Origin of the sequence: Serratia sp. CY81684, assembly GCF_052166595.1 — a bacterium.
Taxonomy (GTDB): Bacteria; Pseudomonadota; Gammaproteobacteria; order Enterobacterales; family Enterobacteriaceae; genus Serratia; species Serratia nematodiphila.
The window spans coordinates 36,481-57,792 of the sequence record NZ_JBJNOO010000009.1; the positions used below are offsets into that span (position 1 = coordinate 36,481).

Sequence of the window (21,312 nt, forward strand, 5' to 3'; positions counted from 1 at the left end):
GGGCGATTATAGCGTCGCGGCTGCGGGCAGGATAGGCATTACGTCACGAAGCCCGTATAATGCGCAGCCAATAGTTGATTTGAAGCCGGAGAGAGCCCATGCGTCCTGCAGGCAGAGCACCACAGCAAGTTCGCCCCCTGACACTGACTCGTCACTATACCAAACACGCTGAAGGTTCAGTGCTGGTTGAGTTTGGCGATACCAAAGTCTTGTGCACCGCCACGGTAGAAGAGGGCGTTCCGCGCTTCCTGAAAGGCCAGGGGCAAGGTTGGATCACCGCCGAGTACGGCATGCTGCCGCGCTCCACCCACAGCCGCAACGCCCGTGAAGCCGCCAAAGGCAAACAGGGTGGCCGCACGCTGGAAATCCAGCGTCTGATCGCCCGCTCGCTGCGCGCCGCGGTGGATCTGAAAAAGCTCGGTGAATTCACCATCACTCTCGACTGCGACGTACTGCAGGCCGACGGCGGTACCCGCACTGCCTCCATCTCCGGCGCCTGCGTGGCGCTGGCCGATGCGCTGAACACCCTGGTGGCTAACGGCAAGCTGAAAGCCAACCCGATGAAGGGGATGGTGGCGGCGGTTTCCGTCGGCATCGTCAATGGCGAAGCGCTGTGCGATCTGGAGTATGTGGAAGATTCCGCGGCGGAAACCGACATGAACGTGGTGATGATGGAAGACGGCCGCATGATTGAAGTGCAGGGCACCGCCGAAGGCGAGCCGTTCAGCCACGATGAGCTGTTGGCGCTATTGGCGCTGGCCCGAGGGGGCATCGAAACCATCTTCCAGGCGCAGAAAGCGGCGCTGGCGGACTGATTTTTCAAGGCGACTGAGAAGTCGCCTTTTTTATGCCCGGCGATCGGGCGGTAGTAATGACAAGACCCAAGCAGATTCAGACGAGGAGAAGCAGTAATGAAAGCCTATCAGCGCCAGTTTATCGAGTTCGCGCTTAACAAGCAGGTATTGAAGTTCGGCGAGTTCACCCTGAAATCCGGCCGCACCAGCCCGTATTTCTTCAACGCCGGCCTGTTTAATACCGGGCGCGATCTTGCGCTGTTGGGGCGCTTCTACGCCGAAGCCCTGATGGATTCCGGCATCGATTTCGACCTGCTGTTTGGCCCGGCCTATAAAGGCATTCCTATCGCCACCACCACGGCGGTGGCGCTGGCGGAACACCATGAGCGCGACGTGCCTTACTGCTTTAACCGCAAGGAAGCCAAAACCCACGGCGAGGGCGGTTCGCTGGTGGGCAGCCCGCTGCAGGGCCGCGTGATGCTGGTGGACGATGTGATCACCGCCGGCACCGCGATCCGTGAGTCGATGGAAATCATCGGCGCCAGCGGCGCTTCGTTGGCGGGTGTGCTGATCTCTCTCGACCGCCAGGAACGCGGCCGCGCGGATATCTCCGCCATCCAGGAAGTGGAACGCGACTATCACTGCAAGGTGATTTCGATCGTGACGCTGAAAGACCTGATTGCCTACCTGGAAGAGAAACCGGAGATGGCGGACCACCTGGCGGCGGTGCGCGCTTACCGCGAGCAGTATGGAGTGTAAATAACAACGCCGGGCATGCCCGGCGTTTTCGTTATTGCAGCTGTGCCGCTAATAGCGGCCAGCGGGCGTCGAATTCCTGCGTGGGGCGATAGCGGAATTCCGAACGCACATAGCGCGACAACATGCCTTCGCAGAAGGCCAGCAGTTGGCTGGCCAGCAGCGTTTCATCGACGATAAAGCCTTTGCCTTCGCGCAATTTGCGCTCTTTCAGCACCTGACGCAGCTGCGCCTCGATGCGCTCGAACAGCTGGTTGATGCGGCCCTGCAGGCGATCCTGTTCAAACATCAGCGCGTGGCCGGTCATGATGCGCGTCAGCCCTGGGTTGCGCTCCGCAAAGCCCAGAATCAGCAGCAAAATCAGGCGCAGACGATTAAACGTCTCTTTCTCGTCCTGCAAGATCAGGTTGATGCGGGTGATCAGGCTGTCTTCGATAAACTCGATCAGACTGTCGAACATCCGTGTCTTGCTGGGGAAATGCCGGTACAGCGCAGCTTCAGAAACACCCACGTTCGCGGCGAGCTTGGCGGTGGTGATGCGTTGGCTGCCGTCGCTGGATTCCAGCATCTGGGCTAACGCCTGCAATATTTCCTCGCGCCGATTCCTTTTCGTCTTTTCTTTTTCTGCCATGTCTGATTAGACCCTTGCTAAAACTTAACTGACGGAAACCCGCGCACCGGCCGCTGCAGAGCAGGCTCTGTGCGGCTTATGTGATAGCTTTTTTACGATGCTGGGGTCAGCGGCCTTAACGGCCTTTTTCCGCGCTGCCTGGTGTGCGCTGCAATTGTCGCGGTAAAACCTTGCCGCAGAGACATCCTTCTCCCCGGAAAGGCAAGGTTCAGGCGACGTTTCCCTGCCGGCCATCGTGCATTGGGTGGCGCTTAGTGGCGCCCCGAGTGGCCGAAGCCGCCTTCGCCGCGTTCGCTGCTGTCGAACTCTTCCACCAGGTTGAATTCGGCCTGCACCACCGGCACGAAGACCATCTGCGCGATACGTTCGCCCGGCTCGATGGTGAAGTGCTTCTGGCCGCGGTTCCACACGGACACCATCAGCTGGCCCTGGTAATCGGAGTCGATCAGGCCGACCAGGTTGCCCAGCACGACGCCGTGTTTATGGCCCAGGCCCGAGCGCGGCAGGATCACCGCCGCCAGGCTGGCGTCGGCGATGTGGATCGCGAGGCCGGTAGGCAGCAGCGTGGTTTCACCCGGCGCCAGCTCCACCGCGCTGTCCAGGCAGGCGCGCAGGTCGAGACCGGCAGAGCCCGGAGTGGCGTAGGTCGGTAGCGGGAAATCCTGACCGATGCGTGGGTCGAGGATCTTAACGTCGATTTTTTTCATCATAACGGCTGACTATCTCGTCTATTAAACGTTGGCCAAGGAGTGCCTTGTCGCTCAGCGCCAGGCGCTTTTCTCCATCCTGCCAAAAAAGGTGCAGGGCATTGGTGTCGCTGTTGAACCCGTGCTCTGCAAGCGAAACATCGTTAGCGCAAATTAAATCCAGCTTCTTACGCGCCAGTTTTTGCCGCGCGTATTCTTCCACATTCTGGGTTTCGGCGGCAAACCCCACGACAAAGGGTCGATTTTTGGTCATCGCCGCCACGCCGGCGACGATATCGGGGTTTTTTACCATCTTGAGGACGATTTCATCACCCTGTTTTTTTATTTTTTCATCGGCGATCCGCTCGGGGCGATAGTCGGCCACGGCGGCGCAGGAGATGAAAATCTGCTGCTGCGCGGCGCGTTGCTGCACCGCCTGCTCCATCTCCAGTGCGCTGGTAACGTCGACTCGGGTGACTGATGGCGGCGTCGGCAAATTGACCGGCCCGGCGATCAGCGTCACCTGCGCGCCGCGAGCGGCGGCTGCGCGGGCAATGGCGAAGCCCATTTTGCCGGAGCTGTGATTGCTGATGAAACGTACCGGATCCAGCGCTTCACGCGTCGGGCCGGCGGTGATCATAACCTGCAAATGTTGCAGATCCTGCGTGACAGAGAAATGGCCGTTCGCCAGCTCGACGATGTCCAGCGGATCCAGCATGCGGCCCGGGCCGACGTCGCCGCAGGCCTGGCTGCCGCTGTCCGGCCCCCAGAGCAGCATGCCGCGCGCCTGCAGCGTTTGCAGGTTGGCCTGCGTGGCGGCGGCGCGATACATCTGCTGGTTCATGGCGGGCGCGGCTGCGATAGGGGCGTCGGTCGCCAGGCAGACGGTGGTCAGCAGATCGTTGGCCATGCCGGCGGCGACGCGCGCCAGCAGATCGGCGGTCGCCGGCGCCAGAATCACCAGATCCGCCCATTTGCCGAGCTCGATGTGGCCCATGGCGGCTTCGGCGGCGGGATCCAACAGATCGTCGGACACCGGATAGCCGGAAACGGCCTGCAGCGTCAGCGGCGTAATGAACGCCTTGGCGGCGTGGGTCATCACCACGCGCACTTCTGCGCCCCTGTCGCGCAGGCGGCGCACCAGCTCTGGGCATTTGTAGGCGGCGATGCCGCCGCTGATGCCAAGCACAATATGTTTGCCGGAAAGTCCCGTCATCATCATTGTCCGATTGAAAGCCGAAAGATGCGCCATTTTAGCATATCCGCCGTTCAGGTGAGCGATTCCGCAATGGCTGCAGGGCGTTACATTGTGCTTTGCGAAACACTTCGCAATGTTATCAAACACCTGTCGAACGCGTCGGGTGGCGCATGGCATGCTGTAGCCCTTTCAGGGAGGAACACGATGAGCAACCCGATTGTGGCGTGCTGGCCGGGCGCGTTGGCGCCGCGTGAAAAGCTGTTGATGCAAGGGGCGGCGTCGTTGTCCGACGCAGAGCTGTTGGCCATTTTCTTGCGCACCGGATTGCCCGGCGTGCACGTGATGCAGCTGGCGGAGCAACTGCTGCGCCGATTCGGCTCGCTTTATCACCTGATGTCGGCCGATCATCAGGCTTTTTGCAGCCAAAAAGGCCTGGGCGACGCCAGCTATACCCAACTGCAGGCGATTGCCGAGCTGGCGCTGCGCTTCTTTTCCAGCCACTTGTCGCAGGAAAATGCCATGCTCAACCCGCGCGTTACCCAGCATTATCTGCAAAGCCTGCTGGCGCATCGCGAGCGAGAGGTCTTTTTGGTATTGTTTTTAGACAATCAGCATCGGGTTATTCGCCATCAGGAGATGTTTGCTGGTACCATCAGCAGCGTCGTCGTCTACCCGAGAGAAATTGTGCGCGAAGCGTTGAAGGCTAATGCCGCCGCGCTGATTCTCGCGCATAATCACCCTTCGGGTAAGGCTGAACCCAGTCATGCCGACCGTTTAATAACGGAACAGGTGGTGAAAGCCTGTCAGTTATTGGAGATCCGAGTGCTTGATCATTTGGTGATCGGTCGGGGTGAATGCGTCTCTTTTGCCGAGCGCGGATGGCTTTAAGCGATTTTTTCGCGATCCTTGTGGGATCTTTAGCTGTTCGGGACTTGAGCACTTACGCTTCAGAGCGTATACTACGCCACCTTTGAGAATCTTGGGTTTGGCGCAAGAGCCTATCTCAGCAGGTTTCTGACCTGATGTGTGGTTTCTACCTGATGACGAGAGTCTCCTCAGTATGAAGTTTGCTGAGATGGGCTCTAAAAGCCTGACGAGGCGGCCATACCCTATACGAAGCTCGAGCTGATTTGATTTTTGGAGAATAGACATGTCCCGAGTCTGCCAAGTTACTGGCAAGCGCCCGGTGAGCGGTAACAACCGTTCCCACGCAATGAACGCGACCAAACGCCGTTTTCTGCCTAACCTGCACTCACACCGTTTTTGGGTTGAGGCTGAGAAGCGCTTTGTAACTCTGCGTGTATCTGCTAAAGGTATGCGTGTTATCGATAAGAAGGGTATTGAGACGGTTCTGGCCGATCTGCGTGCCCGTGGTGAGAAGTATTAAGGAACTGAATCATGGCTAAAGGTGTTCGCGAGAAGATCAAGCTGGTTTCTTCTGCTGGTACTGGTCACTTCTATACCACCACGAAGAACAAGCGTACTAAGCCGGAAAAATTGGAACTGAAGAAATTCGATCCAGTTGTCCGTCAGCACGTAGTATACAAAGAAGCTAAAATTAAATAATTTTAGTGGATTAATGAAAAACCCGGCCTTGGCCGGGTTTTTTGTTTTATAAAGGGTAGAAAACGTCGGAGGGGAAGCCAGATGCCTGAATTACCGGAAGTTGAGACGAGCAGACGCGGTATAGAGCCTTATCTTGTCGGCCACAGCATTCAGTATGCGGTGGTGCGCAATGCGCGCCTGCGCTGGCCGGTTTCCGAGCAGATCCTGACGCTGAGCGATCGGCCGGTGCTCAGCGTGCAGCGCCGGGCCAAATACCTGCTGATCGAGCTGGAGAACGGTTGGATTATCGTGCACCTGGGCATGTCGGGCAGCCTGCGCATGCTGCGCGAGGAAAACGAAGACGAAGCCGGCAAACACGACCACGTCGATCTGGTGATCAGCAACGGCATGATCCTGCGCTATACCGATCCGCGCCGTTTCGGCGCCTGGCTGTGGTGCGAAGACCTGGCGACCAGCAGCGTGTTGGCGCATCTGGGGCCGGAACCGCTGAGCGAAGCGTTCAACGGCGACTACCTGTATGAAAAATCACGCAATAAGCGCACGCTGATCAAACCGTGGCTGATGGATAACAAGTTGGTGGTTGGCGTTGGTAACATTTACGCCAGCGAATCGCTGTTCAGCGCCGGGATCCTGCCCGATCGTCCGGCGGGATCGTTGAGCAAAGCCGAAGCGGAACTGCTGACGAAGACCATCAAGGCGGTGTTGCAGCGCTCTATCGAGCAGGGCGGCACGACATTGCGCGACTTTTTGCAGTCGGACGGCAAACCGGGGTATTTCGCGCAGGAGCTGCAGGTTTACGGGCGGGCGGGAGAACCGTGCCGCGCATGCGGCACGCCGATTGAATCCGCCAAGCACGGGCAGCGCAGCACCTTCTTTTGCCGCCGCTGCCAGCGCTGAGCATCACTCGGCGGCGAGTTTCGCCATCAGCGCCTGGGTGACCACATCGGGCAGGAAAGGCGCGATATCGCCGCCGTGGCGGGCGACCTCCTTCACCAGTGAGGAGGAGATGAACGACCACTCTTCGGAAGGCATCAGAAATACGCTTTCCAGCGTTGGCATCAAGTGACGGTTCATGTTCGCCAGCTGCAATTCGTATTCAAAGTCAGACACCGCACGCAGCCCGCGCACCAGGATATTGGCGTTCTGGTGGGCGGCGAAGTGCGCCATCAGCTCACTGAAGCCCAGCACTTCCACATTGTCCAGATGCGAGGTGACCTGCGTCGCCAACGCCACGCGCTCATCCAGGCTGAACAGCGGTTTTTTGCTCGGGCTGGCGGCGATGGCCAGAATCACGTGATCGAACATCAGTGATGCGCGCGTTACTAAATCCAGGTGGCCGTTGGTCATGGGATCGAAGGTCCCGGGATAGATGGCTTTGCTGGTCATGATTCACTTCTCTGAGTAGTTGCGGCCCAATGCCCATAATGCGGCATATTTATTGAAGGTATATTGCGCGTTGACCACCGCTAACAGCAACCCCTGTTTACCGTCCAGGAAGCCGGCGCGCAGCAGCCAGGTTTTGACGAAGGCGCCGAGCGTGTGGGTCAGGATGGACAGGTAGCCGCAGCGCTTGCCGGCCCGGTGGCGCTGGGTGGCCCACTCTTCGGCATAGCGCAGCTGTTTGCGCTGGAAGGCGAAGAAATCGCGGCAGGTCAGGTGCAGCATATCGCCGCTGAGAGGGATGACTTTGGCGCCGCCGATGTTCAGCGATTCGTGCACCAGATCGTCGTTATAGCGATAGCGTTGGTTGGCGTACAGGCGGTTGACGCGGTCGGGATACCAGCCGCTGTGGCGCATGAAGCGGCCAAGGAACAGGTTGCGGCGCGCGCAGCTGTAGACGGCGCCGTCGTCCGGCGCGTTCAACACCTGTTCGATGGATTGCCGCAGCTCGGGCGTGACGCGTTCGTCGGCGTCGATCATCAAAACGTAGTCATGGCTGGCGTAGCTTTGCGCCAGCTGACGCTGCTTGCCAAACCCTTGCCAGTCGGTGTGGGTGAAGACTTTGGCACCCAGGCTTTCGGCGACGGCGACGCTGTCGTCTTCGCTGCCGGAGTCCAGCACGATGATTTCATCGGCCCACTCGACCGAGCGCAGACAGTCCGGCAACAGCCCGGCTTCGTTTTTGGCGATCATCACCACCGACAGGCTTTTGCGGCTGCTCATTCAGTGACTCCGGGGCGGCAGGTGCGGTTCCAGCAGCTGCAGCAGGCGCTGCAACGCTCCCTGATTCTGATACAACACTTCCACCGCATGGCGGCCGTAGTAGCGCCGGTAGTCTTCGTCGGTCAGTAGGGTTGCCACTTCCTTCACCAGCGAATCGACATCGGTCACGGTGATCAGGCCTTCGGCCTGCGAGAGCTTGGCGCAGATGTCTTTAAAGTTGAAAGTATGCGGGCCCATCAACACCGGGATGGCGTGCGCGGCGGCTTCCAGCGGGTTGTGCCCGCCGCGTTCCACCAGGCTGCCGCCGACAAAGGCCAGATCGGCGATGCCGTACAGCAGCATCAGTTCGCCCATGGTATCGCCGATCACCACCTGGGTGCTGCCGGACGGGATTTCGCCGCTGCTGCGCAGGGTGTAACTGAAGCCGGCCTTCTGCACCAGCTCTTTGGCGGTCGGGAAGCGTTCCGGGTGACGCGGCACCAGGATCAGCAGCAGGTCAGGGTGTTTTTCCAGCAGTTTGCGGTGCGCTTCCAGCAGGATGGTTTCTTCGCCTTCATGGGTGCTGGTGGCGATCCACACCGGGCGGCGCGGCGCCCATTGGCGGCGCAATGTAACGGCGCGGGCGGCCAGCTCCGGGGTGACGGAGATATCGAATTTCAGGCTGCCGGTGACGGCTAGCTGTGAGCGTTTCAGGCCCAGTTCGATAAATCGATCGCCATCTTCCTGGTTCTGTGCGGCGATCAGCGTGATGCGGCGCAGCATATCGCGCATGAATCCGCCAATTTTCTTATAGCCGGCGGCGGATCGCGCCGACAGGCGCGCATTGGCGATCACCAGAGGGATTTGCCGCTGATGCAGCGAGTTGATCAGGTTAGGCCATAGCTCGGTTTCCATGATGATCACCAGCTTGGGATTCACCTGGTCGAGGAAGCGGTTCATGGAACCGGGCAGATCGTAGGGCAGATAGACATGATGCACGTCTTTGCCGAAAGCGGACTGGACGCGTTCTGAACCTGTCGGGGTCATTGTGGTCACAGTTATCGGCAAAGCGGGGTAACGGTGGCGCAGCGCCCGCACCAACGGGATGGCCGCCAGCGTTTCGCCGACGGAGACGGAATGCAGCATGATGCCGCCTGGCACGACTTTCCCGGCGCAGAAGCCATAGCGTTCCGCCCAGCGTTTACGGTAGGCTGGAGCTTTGCGGCTGCGCAGCAGTAAGCGGAGCCAGATCAGGGGTTGGATGAGGTAGAGTAGTACCTGATATAAACGCAGCAACATTCTATCAATTTCATTTATATGGGTTATTCGGAATAGTACCATAACTGGAAGGGAAAGGCGCTAATTTGGTAACCTTGGGTGTCAGTTTCAGACAACCGGCGAGCGATTTCGCCGACAGGCTCGGAATGAAGAATATTTTAATTATTCGCCGCGATAACATCGGCGATCTTGTTTGCACCACGCCCTTGATTGAGGGGGTGAAAATTGCCTATCCGGACGCAAAAGTTTATCTGCTGATCAATAAAGTTAGCCAGGATGTTGTTAAAAACAATCCTCATCTTGAGAAAGTCTTTGTCTATAAAAAGGCCAAGCACAAGGCGAAAAATGAGACCACGTTGGGCGTTTATTTCGAACGCATGATGATCTTCCTGAAGCTGCGCAAAATAAAGTTCGATGCGGTCATTCTGGCCAACCCGGTGCCTTGCAAATACAGCCTGCGTTTAGCGAAAATGGCCGGCGCCACCCATATCATCGGCGCCGATTTGGGCACGAAAGATATTCATCGCCCGTTCCGCAAGGACGATTTCCGCGGCCTCCATCAGGTCGAACACACCTACAGCTATTTATCGGCGATAACCGATCAATCCATTCCTATCCCGCCGGTGCGGGTGTTTCTGGCGCCTGAAGAGCGGCAATTGGCGGCGCAGCGGCGGCAGGAACGTCTGCCGCCGGTCGAACGAGTCTGCGCCGTGCATATCAGCAGCCGCAGCCCGAAAAGGCGCTGGCCGGTTGAGCGCTATGCCGAAATCATCAACCGTCTGGTTGCCGATCCCCACACCGGCGTGCTGATCTTTTGGTCGCCTCAGGGCACGTTGGCACCGGACGACATCGGCGATCAGCAGCGCGCCGAACAGCTGCTGGCGCTGTGTCAAAACGAACGCGTCGCGCTTTATCCGACGGCGTCGGTGCGTGAGCTGTTGGGCGGGTTTGATTTATGCGACCGGGTGCTGTGCAGCGATGGTGGGCAGATGCATCTTGCCGCTGCGTTGAATAAGGACATGGTGGTGTTCTTTGGCGATACCGATAAAGTGTCCTGGCATCCATGGACTGGCCGCCATCATATTTTGCAAAGTGAATCGGGGCACTGTGAAGATGTTTCTGTCGATGAGGTTTGGCAGAAAATGCAGGCGCTCAACTGACGAAGAAAATAAGGCAGGCATCCCCTGCCTTATTTATTTTTTTATTGTTCTTCTTTCAGCTCAATATATTGATGGCAAATAGGCTCAAGCCCATAGCTCAGCAATTGCTGTTGATTTATCTGCGGCGGGTTGGCGTAAACCTCCGCCATTTTTTCTGCCAGCGACGCTTCGTTTAATTCCGCCAGCGCGTTAGCCATGCCGGCTTTTTCCAGAATTTCCGCAGGGCCGCCCGGGCAGCGAGTGCTGACCACCGGTGTGCCGCACAGCAGCGATTCTACCAGTACGTTGCCAAACCCTTCGCTGTCGGAGCTGAGCACCAGCTGCGAGGCATGGCGAATAAACGGGTAGGGATTGCTCTGGAAACCGAGGAACAACACGCGCTCTGCGATGCCCAAGTCTGTCGCCAGACGTTTGACCTTGTCGACTTTGGCGTCGTCACCGGACCCGATCAAGGCCAGCGGTGCCTGAATGCCGGAGAGCGCATAGGCTTTCAACAGGCGGTCATGCCGCTTGGTGGTGTGAAAGCGGCCGACGTGCACCAGATAGTCCTGGCCGGCCAGTTCGCAAGGCGCCGCCGCCTGTTGCTGAATGGCGTCGATGTCGAACGGGTTGTTGATGACCGCCAACCGGCGCGGGCGGATCGGCAAATTCTGCTGCAGATCGCTGCCGACCGCCTGTGAAACGGCGACGATATTTCTTCCCTGGTAAACGTTGGCGATTTTGCGTTGCTTCAGCCAGCGGTCCAGACCCTTGCGGTGACCGAGGTAGGAAGTGGAGAGGATGCCGTGAATGCAGAACCACAGGCGATCCGCGGCCAACCGCTTGCTGCGGCTGACGATGCGATCGGTTTTATGCAGGTTGGAGAACACCAGATCGAACGCGCCGTGTTGGCGCTCGTGTTCGGCTATCGCGCGATCCAGCGCGGCGGCGCGGCGCGACAGCTCGGTCAGCTTGCGCCAGGGGGCACGGCTGCGATCGGCCAGCACCTGATAATCAATGCCCGGTGGAATAGGGTAATTGCAGACGTCGCGCAGCGAGATCAGACTGACGTCGTGTCCTTGTTGCTGCATGCCCTGACACAGGGTCAGCACCACTTTTTCCGCGCCGCCTCCCGGCAGGCCATCGATGATCATCAGAATACGCATAGCTAATCCAGTAACCGGTTATAGAGGGAAATCAGCTGTTCGGACAGATGCGCCGGCGTAGCCGTCATAATGCGCAATCTCGCCGCTTCGCCCATGGATGATCCCAGCGCCTGGCGCGGCAGTGCCCGAATAGCCTCCGTGATGGCCGGTACATCGAGCGCGTCGGTCACGAAGCCGTTCTGGCCTGGGGTGATAAACTCGGCGCCGCCGCAGGTGGTGCTGGTGATAACCGGCAGGCCGCACGACATCGCTTCCAGAATCACATTCGGGAACGGATCGTACAGCGTCGGCAGCAGCAGCGCGTCCGCGGCCTGATAGAACGGCAGGGTCTGCTTCTGCACGCCCATAAAGTGAATGCGATCGCCGCAGCCCAGCGACTGCGCCAGCGCCCGGTAGCGTTTTTCGGCTTTGTCTTTACCGATCACCAGGAGGTGGCTGTCGGTCGCCGCCACGGCGCGGATGGCGGCGGCCAGCCCTTTGCGCTCGAAACCGGAGCCGACGAAGATCAGGCAGTGCGCCTGTTGCGGGATCTGATATTGCTCGCGCAGACGTTGACGCAGGGCCTCGTCGGCGGGCGGGAACTTTTGATTGTCGATGGCGTTATAGATCACCGTGATCTTGTCGGCGGGCATGCCAAAGTCGGCGATGATTTCCTGCTTGATCATCTCGGCGTTGCAGATGACGGCTTTCAGCTCGGGCGCGGCGTACATGGCGCGTTCGGCGCACATCACATAGCGGTGATAGCGATTGGAGAACAGCCACTTGCGGCGCCATTCCGGCAGCAGACGCGCGCGTTGCAGCAGCCAGCGGCGGTGTACGCCGTCGCCGGCGCGATAGATGTCGCAGCCGGGAATGCGCTCGTGGCTTTGCACCAGATCGAAGCGCTCTTTCTGCCACAGCGCCCTGGCTGCCACGGCGAAGCCTCGCTCGCGGCTGATGCGGCCGAGCTTTAACGGGTTACACAGGTGGATATGCCAGTTGGGATTGGCGTCGCCCTGCCATTCGCGAGTGATGACGTTCAGATCGAGATCCTGTTGCTCCAGCGCTTCCAGGGCGCGGGAAACGAAACGTTCGGCTCCGCCGTCCGGGCGATATTTTTGGCGAACGATCGCCAAACGAAATGCTTTCATGCCAGCGTGCTCCGCGCGGCTGCAATCACCGCGTCTGTAGGAATAAGGTCGAGATACCGTTCGTCGGTGCCGGTATCGATGGCGTCCGGGTCGGGCAGTTCGCCGAAGTCGCCGGCCCAGATCACGGCGCCGGTAGCTTGCCATGGCCGCCAGAAAGTCAGCTTGGAAGGGCCGAACAGCGCCACGCACGGCGTTTGCAGCGCGGCGGCCATGTGCATCGGCACCGAATCCACGCCGATAAACAGCTTGGCGTGGTCGATCAGGGCGGCCAGTTGGCGCAGCGTCAGCTGGCCGGCCAACGAGATCACGCCCTGTGGCGGGCAGAGCGCCAAAATGCGCTCGACCATGGCTTGTTCTCTGGCGTCGGGGCCGGAGGTGATCACCAGCTGGTGGCCGTCGGCCTGCAAGGCGGTGAGGGTGGCGGCCATTTTCTCTTCGCTCCAGCATTTGAAGAACCAGCGCGAGGTGGGCTGCACCACAATATAACTGCCGGCGACGCCCTGTTTCTGCAACCGTTGCTCACAAGCCTGCCAATCCTGCGGATCGTAACTCATGGTCACATGTTCATTGAGCGCGGGCAGGTTCAGCGGTGCCAGCAGCGAAAGATTCTGTTCGACGGTATGCAAGTGGGTGTGATTGTCTACCGGCACCAGCTGGGTGTGGCAATGGCGCCACAGCAAGCCGCGGCGTTTGGGGAAATCGAAGCCCAGACGGATACGCGCACCGGTCAGGCGCGTGAGGATGGCGCTGCGCCACTGATCGGCCAGGTTGACCACCAGATCGTAGCGTTGCGCCTTCAGGCGGCGCAGCAGCGCCAGTTCGTGCCCCAGGTGCGCGCGGGCGCCCTGTTTTTTCCATTGACGGTCGATGGCGAAAAGCGTCGACAGTTCCGGATTGCTGGCCAGCATCTCCTGCGTTTCCTGATACAGCAGCACATCGATCTGCGCCTGCGGGTAGTTTTGCCGCAGGCTGCTGATGACCGGCGTGACCAGCAGCATATCGCCGTGATGGCGCAGTTTTATGATCAGAATACGCTGTACGGATGGGGCGGAAGTTGGGGCTGGCGCGTCGTTCATCATGAGTCGCTTTCTGGGAAACCAATCTTTGATTCTAAATGACACGATCGCATGTGGCTACTGTTGCAAGGTTTTCTTGCCTGGCCGTAAAAAAATCGCCGAGCCGGGGACGAATGCGCTTCAACGTTGTCCAAACCAGGCAGCAAAGTCGTTTGCCCTGGCGAAACGGCCTGCGTAACATAGTGCATTCTGTTGATATCAGGCTCGATATTCATGACTAAACCGGCGTTTCTCATCACCATTGATACCGAAGGCGATAATCTGTGGCAAAACCACGATCGCATCGCGACCGAAAACACGCGTTTCTTGCCGCGCTTTCAGGCATTGTGCGAAAAATACGCCTTCAAACCGGTTTATCTCACCAACTATGAAATGGCGGTGGACCCGGCTTATGTCGAGTTCGCGCGCGACGTGATCGCTCGCGGCACGGGTGAAGTGGGCATGCACCTGCATGCCTGGAACAGCCCGCCGCTGACGCCGCTCACCGACGACGACTGGCGCCACAAGCCTTATTTGATCGAGTATCCCGCCGATCAGATCCGCGCCAAGGTCGATCACATGACCAAGCTGCTGGAAGACGCCTTCCAGACCAAAATGCTCAGCCATCGCGCCGGCCGTTGGGCGTTCAACGAATACTATGCCTCGCTGCTGCTGGAATACGGCTATCAGGTGGACTGTTCGGTGACGCCGCGGGTCAACTGGCAGTTTTCGCCGGGCAATCCACAGGGCAACGGCGGCACAGATTACAGCCGGTTCCCGTCGCAGGCCTATTTCATCGATCCGCAGAACATCGCCAAACCGGGCGCTTCGTCGCTGCTGGAAGTGCCGATGAGTATCCAGTACAAGCACTCGGCGCTGATGAATGCCTGCAAGCAGGGCTATGACCGGCTGCGTGGCAAGCGGCGTTCGCCGTCCGTCAACTGGCTGCGGCCGAGTGGCGGCAACGTGGCCAAGATGATAAGCGTGGCCGAGACGTCGTTGGCGCAGGGGCATGACTACGTCGAGTTTATGCTGCACTCCTCCGAGTTTATGCCGGGCGGCAGCCCGACGTTCAAAACCGAGCAGGATATTGAAGGGCTGTACCGCGATCTGGAGCAGCTGTTTGACTGGCTGCAGCAGCGCACGGTGGGCATGACGCTGGCCGAGTATTATCAACTTAAAGCGAATTAAGCACGCACATGTCGAAGAAATGGAAAATCAAGGTTGCCGACTGGTTCTTGCGGCGCTATACGGCGAAGTACGGCCGTTTTCAGGACAAGGCGACGTTCGACGGCGCCCAGCAGTTTGACAATATCGTCATCTATTCCACCACGGCGTTGGGCGACTTCATGTTCAACACGCCGGCACTGCGGGCGATGCGGGAACGCTACCCCAACGCGCACATCACGCTGGTGGTGCACAAGAAAAACCGCGAGCTGGTGGAAAACGGCCGCTATTACGATCGCGTGGTGTATTGGGACAGCAAGATCAAGACGATACGCCCGTTGCTGAAATCGCTGCGCGAACATCAGCCGGATTTGGCGCTGATCCTGCATTCCCATCTGCCTTATGACATCATCAGCGCCGTACTGGCCGGGGCGAAGTACATTATCAGGGATAACTACAGTTCAGGCATTTGCGGGCTGGAGCCTTGGCTAACCAACTACGTCTTCCATTATTACGGCCACTTCGTGCGCCGCAAGCTGGAGCTGATTTCCATTTTGGGCTGCCGCAGCGACGATCCGACGATGGAAATTCCCGTGGACTATCAGCGCGGCGTCAAAAGCAGCGAGCATCCCACCATCGGTTTTCAGCTGGGGGCGTCAACGGAGTCGCGTTGCTGGCCGGTTGCGCACTATGCGCGGCTGGCAGATGAGCTGGTGGCGAAGCACCCAAATGTACGCATCGTGCTGATTGGCGCACCGTTTGACGACGGCAAGGCCAAACAGTTTTTGAGTCTGATCGGCCCGCAAACGCAGGCCTGCGTGGATAACCAGATCGGTAAAACGGGGCTGCAAGGTTTGCTGACGTTGCTCGACAGTTTCCATGTTCTGGTTACCGGCGATACCGGGCCGTTGCATCTGGCGGTGGCGTTGAAGGTGAAAACCATCAGTCTGTTCGTGACCGCCGACTCACGCTCCACCGGGCCGATTCAGGATCCTGAACTGCATCGCATCATTCAGGTGTCTCGTACCGGCTATACGATGCCGCTGGAGGCGGAAAGCCCGATGGGGGTTATCCAGCCGCAGCGGATTTATGACGAGCTGGTCGCGCACGTGCCTTTAGCGCGCTAAAGGCGAGACGACGCATCGGCCGCCCGGCCGATGCGATTAGTGCAGCCTGCGCCCGCGCAGCTTCGAAAGAAAGGTATCCACTCGCGCATAGCGCATCTGGCGGACTTTTTTGCCCGGCACGTCGCTGTTGCGGCAGACAGCGGCGGTGCGGCGCAGGATATGCAGCGTTGCCGGCGCGTAATGGTAATAGCCGTATACCGCCTTCGACATGCTTTTCACCTCGGAAAAGCAGTTGGCCAGCATCAGGGCGGCTAACCGGCGCAGCGGCTCATCCCCGGGATGCTGCGCCACAAAACGCAGCATCTTCTCCATGGCGAACAGCAGATCTTCAATATCTTTGGGTTTGATATTGCGGGTGATGCCCTGGCTGTTGTCCCGATAGAAGTAGAGCTCGCAGTCAAGATGGGCGATGCGGCGAGTTTTGAAATACTGAAAAGGCGTGAAAATCACGTCTTCGTAGCGCCTGCCGTCTTCGAACGCCTCCCCTTCCAGCAGCGTGCGTTTATATACCCGGCTCCAGAGATGCCACATCGAGCGTGCAAACAGCGGTTGCAGGCAGCCGAGCCCCAACTGTGAAAAGTCGTAGGCTGCGGGCTGCGCCGCGCGGTTATCCGCTGTCGACGGATGTTCGGTGAACTTCTGATAATTAAAATCGATCAGGTCATATTCACCGGCGATCAGCAGGGGCCGCAGGATCGCCAGATAGTCGTCGCTCAGCAGATCGTCTCCGTCGAGAAAGGTGATATAGCGCCCGGTGGCCCGCTGTAGGCCGACGTTGCGGGCGTGCGCAATGCCGCCGTTGGCCTGCGAAGTAAGGACCGCGCGCGGATGCCGCCGCTGCGCCAGATAGTGGCTGACCAGCGCCCCTGACGCATCGGTAGAGCCATCGTCGATGATCACCACCTCGATATCGTCGCTAATCTGTACAAATAACGAATCCAGCGCAGCGATAACGAACGCTTCATTATTATAAAACGGCACGATAACGCTGAGCAGCGGTGGCTGTGTCTTCACGCGGTTTGCTCCTGAGCGGAAGGCTGTTTCGCCACGGAGAGCACGGCGGCGATCAGCGCCAGACAGAACATGACGGTGCCTTCCGTGCTGAAGAAGATGACGTCGCTAAGACCGTAAACGAACAGGCTGGCGCTGACGCTCAGCAACAGCGCGTTGCGCTGCGGCCGGAATGAAGAGCAGAACAGGCCGATATACAGCGCCAGCAACAGCAACGTCCCCCAGACCCCCTTGAGCGAGTAGGTTTCCAGCAGCTCGTTGTGCAGGTGCACGTTGATGTAGGGCATGACGCCAGACAGGCGAGGTTGCTGCGCGACCATCGCACGGATCTCCTCGCCGCGCTGTTCGGCGGATTGGCCCCAAGGGGCTTGTGAACCGGTACGCCATGCCAGCGTTTGCATCGACAGCCGGGAAATGATCGAGTTTTCAGTCTGCGGCTGGTCCATCAGGCGCATGTCGGTCTCAAAAGCCTGAATGCGCTCTTCTATCTGCGGTTTAAACACCAGGCCGCAGGCGACGAGCAGCAGCGGTACCGAGGCCACCAATGCGAGCTTGTGTTTCCTGGAAACCAACTGCTTGGTCGCCAGCAGCGACAGGCAGACCGCTACCGGGTAGACCAACATGGCCGCGCGCGTGCCGGTGAGCACCAGCGCAGAAAAGGACAGCAGGAACGCCGCGATGTACAACACCAGGCGGTAGCGGGTGCGCAGCATCAGGATGGCTTGCATCATCACCAGATCGATGGCGGTCATCAGGTAGGCGGCGACCGTAGCGCGATCGAAGTTGAGCTCCACGCGCGGAATATCCAGGCGCAGCCCCTGATAGAGAGAATAACCGTTGATCGCCAGACCGGTGACGAGAGCCACAACGATCAGCAGGCGCTGTACGCACAACCGCTCATTGAGCGCAATCAGTAAGATGAAAGCGGTTGCGAGCTGCAGTTTGCCGGTCGACATATAAGAGCGATAAATATTGATGTAGTCACCCGGCTGTTTGAAGTGATGCATCCAGAGGATGGTTCCCATGCCTACGCTGAACATCAGCGCGGGCAGCAGCAGATTTCTAACGTTGCTGAAGTAGTAGCGCGGGTACAGGCAAACGGCGATAAAGGCGATGTAGCTGGAAACGTAAAACAGATTGCGTCCGGTCGCGGAACCGAAAGGAATGGTGCAAAAAGCGATGGCGCACCCCAGATAGATTAAATAGCTGAAGGCAGGGTGCGGCGTTCTGAGTTTTAGCATCGGGCGTGTTTTCCGGCTCACGTTTCAATTAAGCGATAAAGGATCGCAGCGTGTCGTCGAATTCAACTTTGAACTGAGCATAGTTGAAATGTTCCGCAGGATAGCGCTGCGCATTTCGGCTCAAAGCCTGGTAGGTTTCTCGCTCCAGCAATTTCTCAACGGCATCCGCACAGTCGATATGCGACAGCAGCTTGGGCGCTACCAGGCTGTCGGTCTGCGGATCGTAGACCTCATGCGGGAAGTCGACCTCGATATCGGTGAGTTGCCGGTGTTGTTCGATGGTGACCGACGGCGTCAGGCCAAGGCCGCAGACGCCGTCCCTGACCGCTTCCGGCTGGCCGTCGACCTGCGGGAAGATGACCGGCACGCCGAAATAGAGCGATTCCATGCAGGACAAGCCGAACGGCTCGGTAATCGGCGTGCTCATGTAGATGTGCGTGCGATTGAAGAAACCGGCGACGTCATCCTGATAACCGCTGAAGGTGACGCGATCGCCGAGCTGCAGCCGTGCCGCCAGCGCCTCGAACGCCGCGCGATCCGGCCCTTTGCCGGCCACTTCCAGCGTGACGTCATGCCCGCGCCGCAGCAGTTCCTGCATCATCAATAATGAAACGCTGATGCCTTTCAGGCTGACCAGGCGTGAGGCAGTGCCGATCCTGACAGGCTGCGACAGCGTTTTCGGCGCAGCGTCGATCCCCGCCGGCGTCTTGATGCGGTTGATCACCACGTGATTTGGGCAAGGCAGATTAAAGCGCAGCTCCATCACCCGCTTCGACGCGTGTGAGGCGGAAATGACGCCGTCCAGCATGGCGAAGAAACGCAGCGTCTTTTTATTCTTGGGGTAACGCCAGGAGCAGCCGTGATCGTAGTAAACCAGCTTGCCGCGCTTGGGTTTGGCCGCCAGCCCCGGCACCAGGTCCCAGACGATCACCACGTCGGCGTTCGCCCGTTCAATTTTCCATTTCAGCAAAAATTTGCGCAGGAACTGCGGGCAACGCAACGGCAGCGCATTGATCAGGCGGTTGGCGAAGGTGACGGGCTGATGCGCCGGCAACTGGCGGCGGATCTCTTCGCCAATGTCGCCGCTGATGCACAGGACCTGGTTGCTGCCGTCGGTGGTATCGTTGATGTACTGCAGGAACAGGCGCTCGACGCCGCCCATTTTACCCAGGTTGATAATGTGCAGTTTTTTCATGCTATAACCTTTTGCAACGCCTGCCATGCCGTATCGGCGTCGATTGTCGCCATGCTTTTTTCCGGCGAAATCAGCGAGTGCTGATTTTGCCCGTAACCGCCGATCAGGCCGGGATCGGTCGGCCCGAACAGCGTGATGTTCGGTTTGTCGAGCGCGGCGGTCAAATGGCTGAGCCCGGTGTCGACCGAGATCACACCCCTGGCGCCGGCCAGCACCTCGGCCACCTGCTGCAGGCTGAGTTTCGGCAGCACCTCGACATGTGGAAAACCTTCCGCCAAGCGCAGCGCGCGCTGATGTTCATGCTCTGCGCCCCACGGCAGTTTTATCTTCAGCCCGCTGTCCGCCGCCAGCGCGATCAGCTCACGCCAGTTTTGCTCCGGCCAATGCTTATCGTCACGGGTCGTCGCGTGCAGAAACACCAAATACTGCCCGGCATCGGCCGGCGGGCGGCTGAGAAAGCGTGCGGCGATGGCGTAATCGCCGTAGCTGCCCGGTTTATCGTAGCCGAGGCTTTTGGCGAACAGTTCGCGCGTGCGTTCCACCGCGTGCTGCTGTTTGTCTACCTCATGGCGCACGTTGTAGAACCAGCTGGCGAACGGCTCGCGCGCGCTCTTGCAGTCCGGGCCATGTTTGTTGCCTTTGGCGATGCGCGTGATCAGCGCAGCGCTTTTGATCAGGCCCTGCGCGTCGATCACCACGTCGTAACGGCGTTCTTGCAGCGCGCGCTTGAAGTCGCAGCGCTGTTGCCGAGTATCGTTGCCGAACCAGTTTTTTCGCCAGCGGCGAATGGCCACCGGGATCACGCGATCTACCGCCGGGTGCCAGGTGGGGATTTGGCTGAAGCCTTCTTCCACCACCCAGTCGAAGCGGATATCGGGAATGGCCTGCAGCGCGTCGGTCAGGGCGGGCAGCGTATGCAGCACGTCCCCCATCGAGGAGGTTTTTACAATTAACACCTGCATGACTATTCCTCGCTGGCGACAAGTAACGGCGTCAGCGCATCCAACACTTGCTGCGGCTGAATATCGATCAAACTTTGGTGGTATCCCTGCTCGGCATCGCCCTTACGCACCTTGTGGTAGCCGCTGATCAGGCGAATGACCCGCGCCTTGTCGGAAAGCGGCGGTGTGAAGTCGGGGCTGCTTGGGCCGTACAAGGCTATCAGCGGTTTGTTCAACGCTGCGGCAACGTGCATTAAACCGGAGTCGTTGCTGACCACCGCCCGGCAGGCTGCGATCAGGATAACTGCTTGCTCCAGCTGGGTTTTCCCGGCCAGATTAAGGCAGAAATCGCGCGCGTCTTCCTGCAATGCGGCGCGGATCTGTTCGCCGGCCTCATGGTCTTTTGCCGAACCGAACAGCGCGATTTGATAGCCGCTCTCGATCAGCCGCTGAGCCAGAGCTGCGTAGTGATAGTGCGGCCAGCGCTTGGCGGGGCCGAACTCCGCGCCTGGACAGAAGCCGACGATCGGGCGGCTGTCGGTCAGGTTAAAGGCCGCGGAGGTGTCGGCGATCTCTTCGTCGCTCACCTGCAGCCGCGGCCACAGCAGCGGCTGCGGCAGATCGTCGGCGCGCTGAACGCGGCCTTTGTCATAGGCCAGCGCCACATAGCGCTGTACCATCAGCGGGAAGGCGGTCTTGTCGAGCACGCGGACGTCGTTCAGCAGGCCGTAGCGCATTTCGCCCCGCCAGCCGGTGCGCTGCGGGATATCGGCGAAGAAGGGCACCAGCGCGGATTTGAACGAGTTGGGCAGAACGTAAGCGCGATCGTAACGGTTGGCGCGCAGAGCGCGCCCCAGGCGGCGGCGCTCGCCGAGCCCCAGCGCGCCGTGGCCCAGCGGCATCGCCAGCGCCTGATTGACTTCCGGCATGCGCGCCAGCAACGGGCGGCACCAGGCCGGCGCCATCACATCGATCTCCGCCGACGGGTATTCGGCCTTCAGGGTGCGATAGAGACTTTGCGACATCATCATGTCGCCAACCCAAGAAGGGCCGATAACCAGTATTTTCATACCCAGCGTTAATTCCTTC

At 59.2% G+C, this 21,312-nt stretch carries 23 protein-coding genes; 9 read left to right on the forward strand and 14 right to left on the reverse strand.

The window, feature by feature from the left end; translation table 11 throughout:
- The first annotated feature begins 98 nt into the window (after positions 1–98).
- On the forward strand, positions 99–815 hold the full coding sequence (rph, locus tag ACJ8QF_RS23295; protein ID WP_025160305.1) for a ribonuclease PH: 717 nt from the start codon (positions 99–101) through the stop codon (positions 813–815).
- Positions 816–911: 96 nt separating this feature from the next.
- Positions 912–1,553, forward strand: coding sequence for an orotate phosphoribosyltransferase (gene pyrE, locus ACJ8QF_RS23300; protein ID WP_004931204.1), 642 nt, complete (start codon positions 912–914; stop codon positions 1,551–1,553).
- A gap of 31 nt (positions 1,554–1,584) precedes the next feature.
- Here pyrE and slmA read toward each other — a convergent pair whose 3' ends face one another.
- The 3 genes from slmA to coaBC all read right to left on the reverse strand — a co-directional run bounded on the left by slmA (position 1,585) and on the right by coaBC (position 4,086).
- Positions 1,585–2,181: a nucleoid occlusion factor SlmA gene (gene slmA / locus ACJ8QF_RS23305; RefSeq protein ID WP_004931203.1), complete on the reverse strand. Its 597-nt coding sequence runs from the start codon at positions 2,179–2,181 to the stop codon at positions 1,585–1,587.
- A gap of 251 nt (positions 2,182–2,432) precedes the next feature.
- On the reverse strand, positions 2,433–2,891 hold the full coding sequence (dut, locus tag ACJ8QF_RS23310) for a dUTP diphosphatase (protein ID WP_015379440.1): 459 nt from the start codon (positions 2,889–2,891) through the stop codon (positions 2,433–2,435).
- Complete coding sequence (coaBC, locus tag ACJ8QF_RS23315; protein ID WP_043129414.1) at positions 2,869–4,086, reverse strand: bifunctional phosphopantothenoylcysteine decarboxylase/phosphopantothenate--cysteine ligase CoaBC; 1,218 nt, start codon at positions 4,084–4,086, stop codon at positions 2,869–2,871. The genes dut and coaBC overlap by 23 nt, the downstream gene beginning before the upstream one ends.
- Positions 4,087–4,269: 183 nt before the next feature.
- Between coaBC and radC the strand changes: the two genes are divergently transcribed.
- From radC to mutM, 4 genes are all read left to right on the forward strand, one after another.
- Positions 4,270–4,953 carry a RadC family protein gene (gene radC, locus ACJ8QF_RS23320; protein WP_004931197.1) on the forward strand — a complete coding sequence of 228 codons (684 nt, stop codon included), beginning with the start codon at positions 4,270–4,272 and terminating at the stop codon, positions 4,951–4,953.
- A 262-nt stretch (positions 4,954–5,215) separates the two neighbouring features.
- Positions 5,216–5,452 (forward strand): 50S ribosomal protein L28, encoded by a 237-nt coding sequence (gene rpmB / locus ACJ8QF_RS23325; RefSeq protein WP_004931195.1) that lies wholly within the window; start codon positions 5,216–5,218, stop codon positions 5,450–5,452.
- Between the two features lie 11 nt (positions 5,453–5,463).
- Positions 5,464–5,631, forward strand: a complete 168-nt coding sequence (rpmG, locus tag ACJ8QF_RS23330; RefSeq protein WP_002442576.1) for a 50S ribosomal protein L33 — start codon at positions 5,464–5,466, stop codon at positions 5,629–5,631.
- A gap of 81 nt (positions 5,632–5,712) precedes the next feature.
- On the forward strand, positions 5,713–6,528 hold the full coding sequence (mutM, locus tag ACJ8QF_RS23335) for a bifunctional DNA-formamidopyrimidine glycosylase/DNA-(apurinic or apyrimidinic site) lyase (RefSeq protein ID WP_015379438.1): 816 nt from the start codon (positions 5,713–5,715) through the stop codon (positions 6,526–6,528).
- 3 nt (positions 6,529–6,531) lie between these two features.
- On the opposite strand, the gene coaD is transcribed toward mutM, so the two are convergent.
- From coaD to waaA, 3 genes are read right to left on the reverse strand one after another with little or no spacing between them, the layout of a single operon-like run.
- Positions 6,532–7,017 (reverse strand): pantetheine-phosphate adenylyltransferase, encoded by a 486-nt coding sequence (gene coaD / locus ACJ8QF_RS23340; protein ID WP_004931181.1) that lies wholly within the window; start codon positions 7,015–7,017, stop codon positions 6,532–6,534.
- 3 nt (positions 7,018–7,020) lie between these two features.
- Positions 7,021–7,794: a glycosyltransferase family 2 protein gene (locus ACJ8QF_RS23345; RefSeq protein ID WP_015379437.1), complete on the reverse strand. Its 774-nt coding sequence runs from the start codon at positions 7,792–7,794 to the stop codon at positions 7,021–7,023.
- Positions 7,795–9,072, reverse strand: coding sequence for a lipid IV(A) 3-deoxy-D-manno-octulosonic acid transferase (gene waaA, locus ACJ8QF_RS23350; protein WP_325962841.1), 1,278 nt, complete (start codon positions 9,070–9,072; stop codon positions 7,795–7,797).
- A gap of 125 nt (positions 9,073–9,197) precedes the next feature.
- Here waaA and ACJ8QF_RS23355 point away from each other — a divergent pair, with 125 nt between their 5' ends.
- Positions 9,198–10,211, forward strand: a complete 1,014-nt coding sequence (locus ACJ8QF_RS23355; protein WP_060557971.1) for a glycosyltransferase family 9 protein — start codon at positions 9,198–9,200, stop codon at positions 10,209–10,211.
- Between the two features lie 41 nt (positions 10,212–10,252).
- Here the strand turns inward: ACJ8QF_RS23355 and ACJ8QF_RS23360 are convergent, their stop codons facing one another.
- Genes ACJ8QF_RS23360 through rfaQ form a run of 3 tightly spaced genes read right to left on the reverse strand, consistent with a single transcriptional unit; the run spans position 10,253 to position 13,565 of the window.
- Positions 10,253–11,356, reverse strand: coding sequence for a glycosyltransferase (locus ACJ8QF_RS23360; RefSeq protein ID WP_325962840.1), 1,104 nt, complete (start codon positions 11,354–11,356; stop codon positions 10,253–10,255).
- A 2-nt stretch (positions 11,357–11,358) separates the two neighbouring features.
- Positions 11,359–12,486: a glycosyltransferase family 4 protein gene (locus ACJ8QF_RS23365; RefSeq protein ID WP_325962839.1), complete on the reverse strand. Its 1,128-nt coding sequence runs from the start codon at positions 12,484–12,486 to the stop codon at positions 11,359–11,361.
- A complete protein-coding gene (gene rfaQ / locus ACJ8QF_RS23370) occupies positions 12,483–13,565 on the reverse strand; it encodes a putative lipopolysaccharide heptosyltransferase III (protein ID WP_325962838.1) in 1,083 nt (360 codons plus the stop codon). Before rfaQ ends, ACJ8QF_RS23365 begins: the two co-directional genes overlap by 4 nt.
- 210 nt (positions 13,566–13,775) lie before the next feature.
- On the opposite strand from rfaQ, the gene ACJ8QF_RS23375 reads away from it, so the two are divergent.
- Together ACJ8QF_RS23375 and ACJ8QF_RS23380 are read left to right on the forward strand one after the other, a co-directional pair.
- Positions 13,776–14,732: a polysaccharide deacetylase family protein gene (locus ACJ8QF_RS23375; protein ID WP_442537892.1), complete on the forward strand. Its 957-nt coding sequence runs from the start codon at positions 13,776–13,778 to the stop codon at positions 14,730–14,732.
- Between the two features lie 8 nt (positions 14,733–14,740).
- The gene (locus tag ACJ8QF_RS23380) at positions 14,741–15,835 is read left to right on the forward strand and encodes a glycosyltransferase family 9 protein (RefSeq protein ID WP_154871568.1); all 1,095 of its coding nucleotides are present in this window, start codon (positions 14,741–14,743) and stop codon (positions 15,833–15,835) included.
- A 36-nt stretch (positions 15,836–15,871) separates the two neighbouring features.
- Here ACJ8QF_RS23380 and ACJ8QF_RS23385 read toward each other — a convergent pair whose 3' ends face one another.
- The 5 genes from ACJ8QF_RS23385 to rfaF are packed head-to-tail and all read right to left on the reverse strand — an operon-like array spanning position 15,872 to position 21,293.
- A complete protein-coding gene (locus ACJ8QF_RS23385) occupies positions 15,872–16,849 on the reverse strand; it encodes a glycosyltransferase (RefSeq protein WP_442537893.1) in 978 nt (325 codons plus the stop codon).
- Positions 16,846–18,087, reverse strand: coding sequence for an O-antigen ligase family protein (locus ACJ8QF_RS23390; protein WP_004931164.1), 1,242 nt, complete (start codon positions 18,085–18,087; stop codon positions 16,846–16,848). Before ACJ8QF_RS23390 ends, ACJ8QF_RS23385 begins: the two co-directional genes overlap by 4 nt.
- Before the next feature lie 28 nt (positions 18,088–18,115).
- Positions 18,116–19,282 carry a glycosyltransferase gene (locus ACJ8QF_RS23395; RefSeq protein ID WP_004931162.1) on the reverse strand — a complete coding sequence of 389 codons (1,167 nt, stop codon included), beginning with the start codon at positions 19,280–19,282 and terminating at the stop codon, positions 18,116–18,118.
- Positions 19,279–20,244 carry a lipopolysaccharide heptosyltransferase RfaC gene (gene rfaC / locus ACJ8QF_RS23400; protein WP_004931160.1) on the reverse strand — a complete coding sequence of 322 codons (966 nt, stop codon included), beginning with the start codon at positions 20,242–20,244 and terminating at the stop codon, positions 19,279–19,281. Before rfaC ends, ACJ8QF_RS23395 begins: the two co-directional genes overlap by 4 nt.
- Before the next feature lie 2 nt (positions 20,245–20,246).
- Complete coding sequence (gene rfaF / locus ACJ8QF_RS23405) at positions 20,247–21,293, reverse strand: ADP-heptose--LPS heptosyltransferase RfaF (RefSeq protein ID WP_004931158.1); 1,047 nt, start codon at positions 21,291–21,293, stop codon at positions 20,247–20,249.
- Positions 21,294–21,312 lie beyond the last annotated feature (19 nt).

Bases quoted from the DNA above. Each gene is read 5' to 3' on its own strand.
- rph (WP_025160305.1), top strand. From the start codon at position 99: ATGCGTCCTGCAGGCAGAGCACCACAGCAAGTTCGCCCCCTGACACTG.
- ACJ8QF_RS23380 (WP_154871568.1), top strand. From the start codon at position 14,741: ATGTCGAAGAAATGGAAAATCAAGGTTGCCGACTGGTTCTTGCGGCGC.
- ACJ8QF_RS23355 (WP_060557971.1), top strand. From the start codon at position 9,198: ATGAAGAATATTTTAATTATTCGCCGCGATAACATCGGCGATCTTGTT.
- slmA (WP_004931203.1), bottom strand. From the start codon at position 2,181: ATGGCAGAAAAAGAAAAGACGAAAAGGAATCGGCGCGAGGAAATATTG.
- pyrE (WP_004931204.1), top strand. From the start codon at position 912: ATGAAAGCCTATCAGCGCCAGTTTATCGAGTTCGCGCTTAACAAGCAG.
- rpmG (WP_002442576.1), top strand. From the start codon at position 5,464: ATGGCTAAAGGTGTTCGCGAGAAGATCAAGCTGGTTTCTTCTGCTGGT.
- ACJ8QF_RS23345 (WP_015379437.1), bottom strand. From the start codon at position 7,794: ATGAGCAGCCGCAAAAGCCTGTCGGTGGTGATGATCGCCAAAAACGAA.
- ACJ8QF_RS23375 (WP_442537892.1), top strand. From the start codon at position 13,776: ATGACTAAACCGGCGTTTCTCATCACCATTGATACCGAAGGCGATAAT.
- coaBC (WP_043129414.1), bottom strand. From the start codon at position 4,086: ATGATGACGGGACTTTCCGGCAAACATATTGTGCTTGGCATCAGCGGC.
- waaA (WP_325962841.1), bottom strand. From the start codon at position 9,072: ATGTTGCTGCGTTTATATCAGGTACTACTCTACCTCATCCAACCCCTG.
- dut (WP_015379440.1), bottom strand. From the start codon at position 2,891: ATGATGAAAAAAATCGACGTTAAGATCCTCGACCCACGCATCGGTCAG.
- ACJ8QF_RS23390 (WP_004931164.1), bottom strand. From the start codon at position 18,087: ATGCTAAAACTCAGAACGCCGCACCCTGCCTTCAGCTATTTAATCTAT.
- ACJ8QF_RS23395 (WP_004931162.1), bottom strand. From the start codon at position 19,282: ATGAAAAAACTGCACATTATCAACCTGGGTAAAATGGGCGGCGTCGAG.
- rpmB (WP_004931195.1), top strand. From the start codon at position 5,216: ATGTCCCGAGTCTGCCAAGTTACTGGCAAGCGCCCGGTGAGCGGTAAC.
- ACJ8QF_RS23365 (WP_325962839.1), bottom strand. From the start codon at position 12,486: ATGAAAGCATTTCGTTTGGCGATCGTTCGCCAAAAATATCGCCCGGAC.
- coaD (WP_004931181.1), bottom strand. From the start codon at position 7,017: ATGACCAGCAAAGCCATCTATCCCGGGACCTTCGATCCCATGACCAAC.
- rfaQ (WP_325962838.1), bottom strand. From the start codon at position 13,565: ATGATGAACGACGCGCCAGCCCCAACTTCCGCCCCATCCGTACAGCGT.
- radC (WP_004931197.1), top strand. From the start codon at position 4,270: ATGAGCAACCCGATTGTGGCGTGCTGGCCGGGCGCGTTGGCGCCGCGT.
- mutM (WP_015379438.1), top strand. From the start codon at position 5,713: ATGCCTGAATTACCGGAAGTTGAGACGAGCAGACGCGGTATAGAGCCT.
- rfaC (WP_004931160.1), bottom strand. From the start codon at position 20,244: ATGCAGGTGTTAATTGTAAAAACCTCCTCGATGGGGGACGTGCTGCAT.
- rfaF (WP_004931158.1), bottom strand. From the start codon at position 21,293: ATGAAAATACTGGTTATCGGCCCTTCTTGGGTTGGCGACATGATGATG.
- ACJ8QF_RS23360 (WP_325962840.1), bottom strand. From the start codon at position 11,356: ATGCGTATTCTGATGATCATCGATGGCCTGCCGGGAGGCGGCGCGGAA.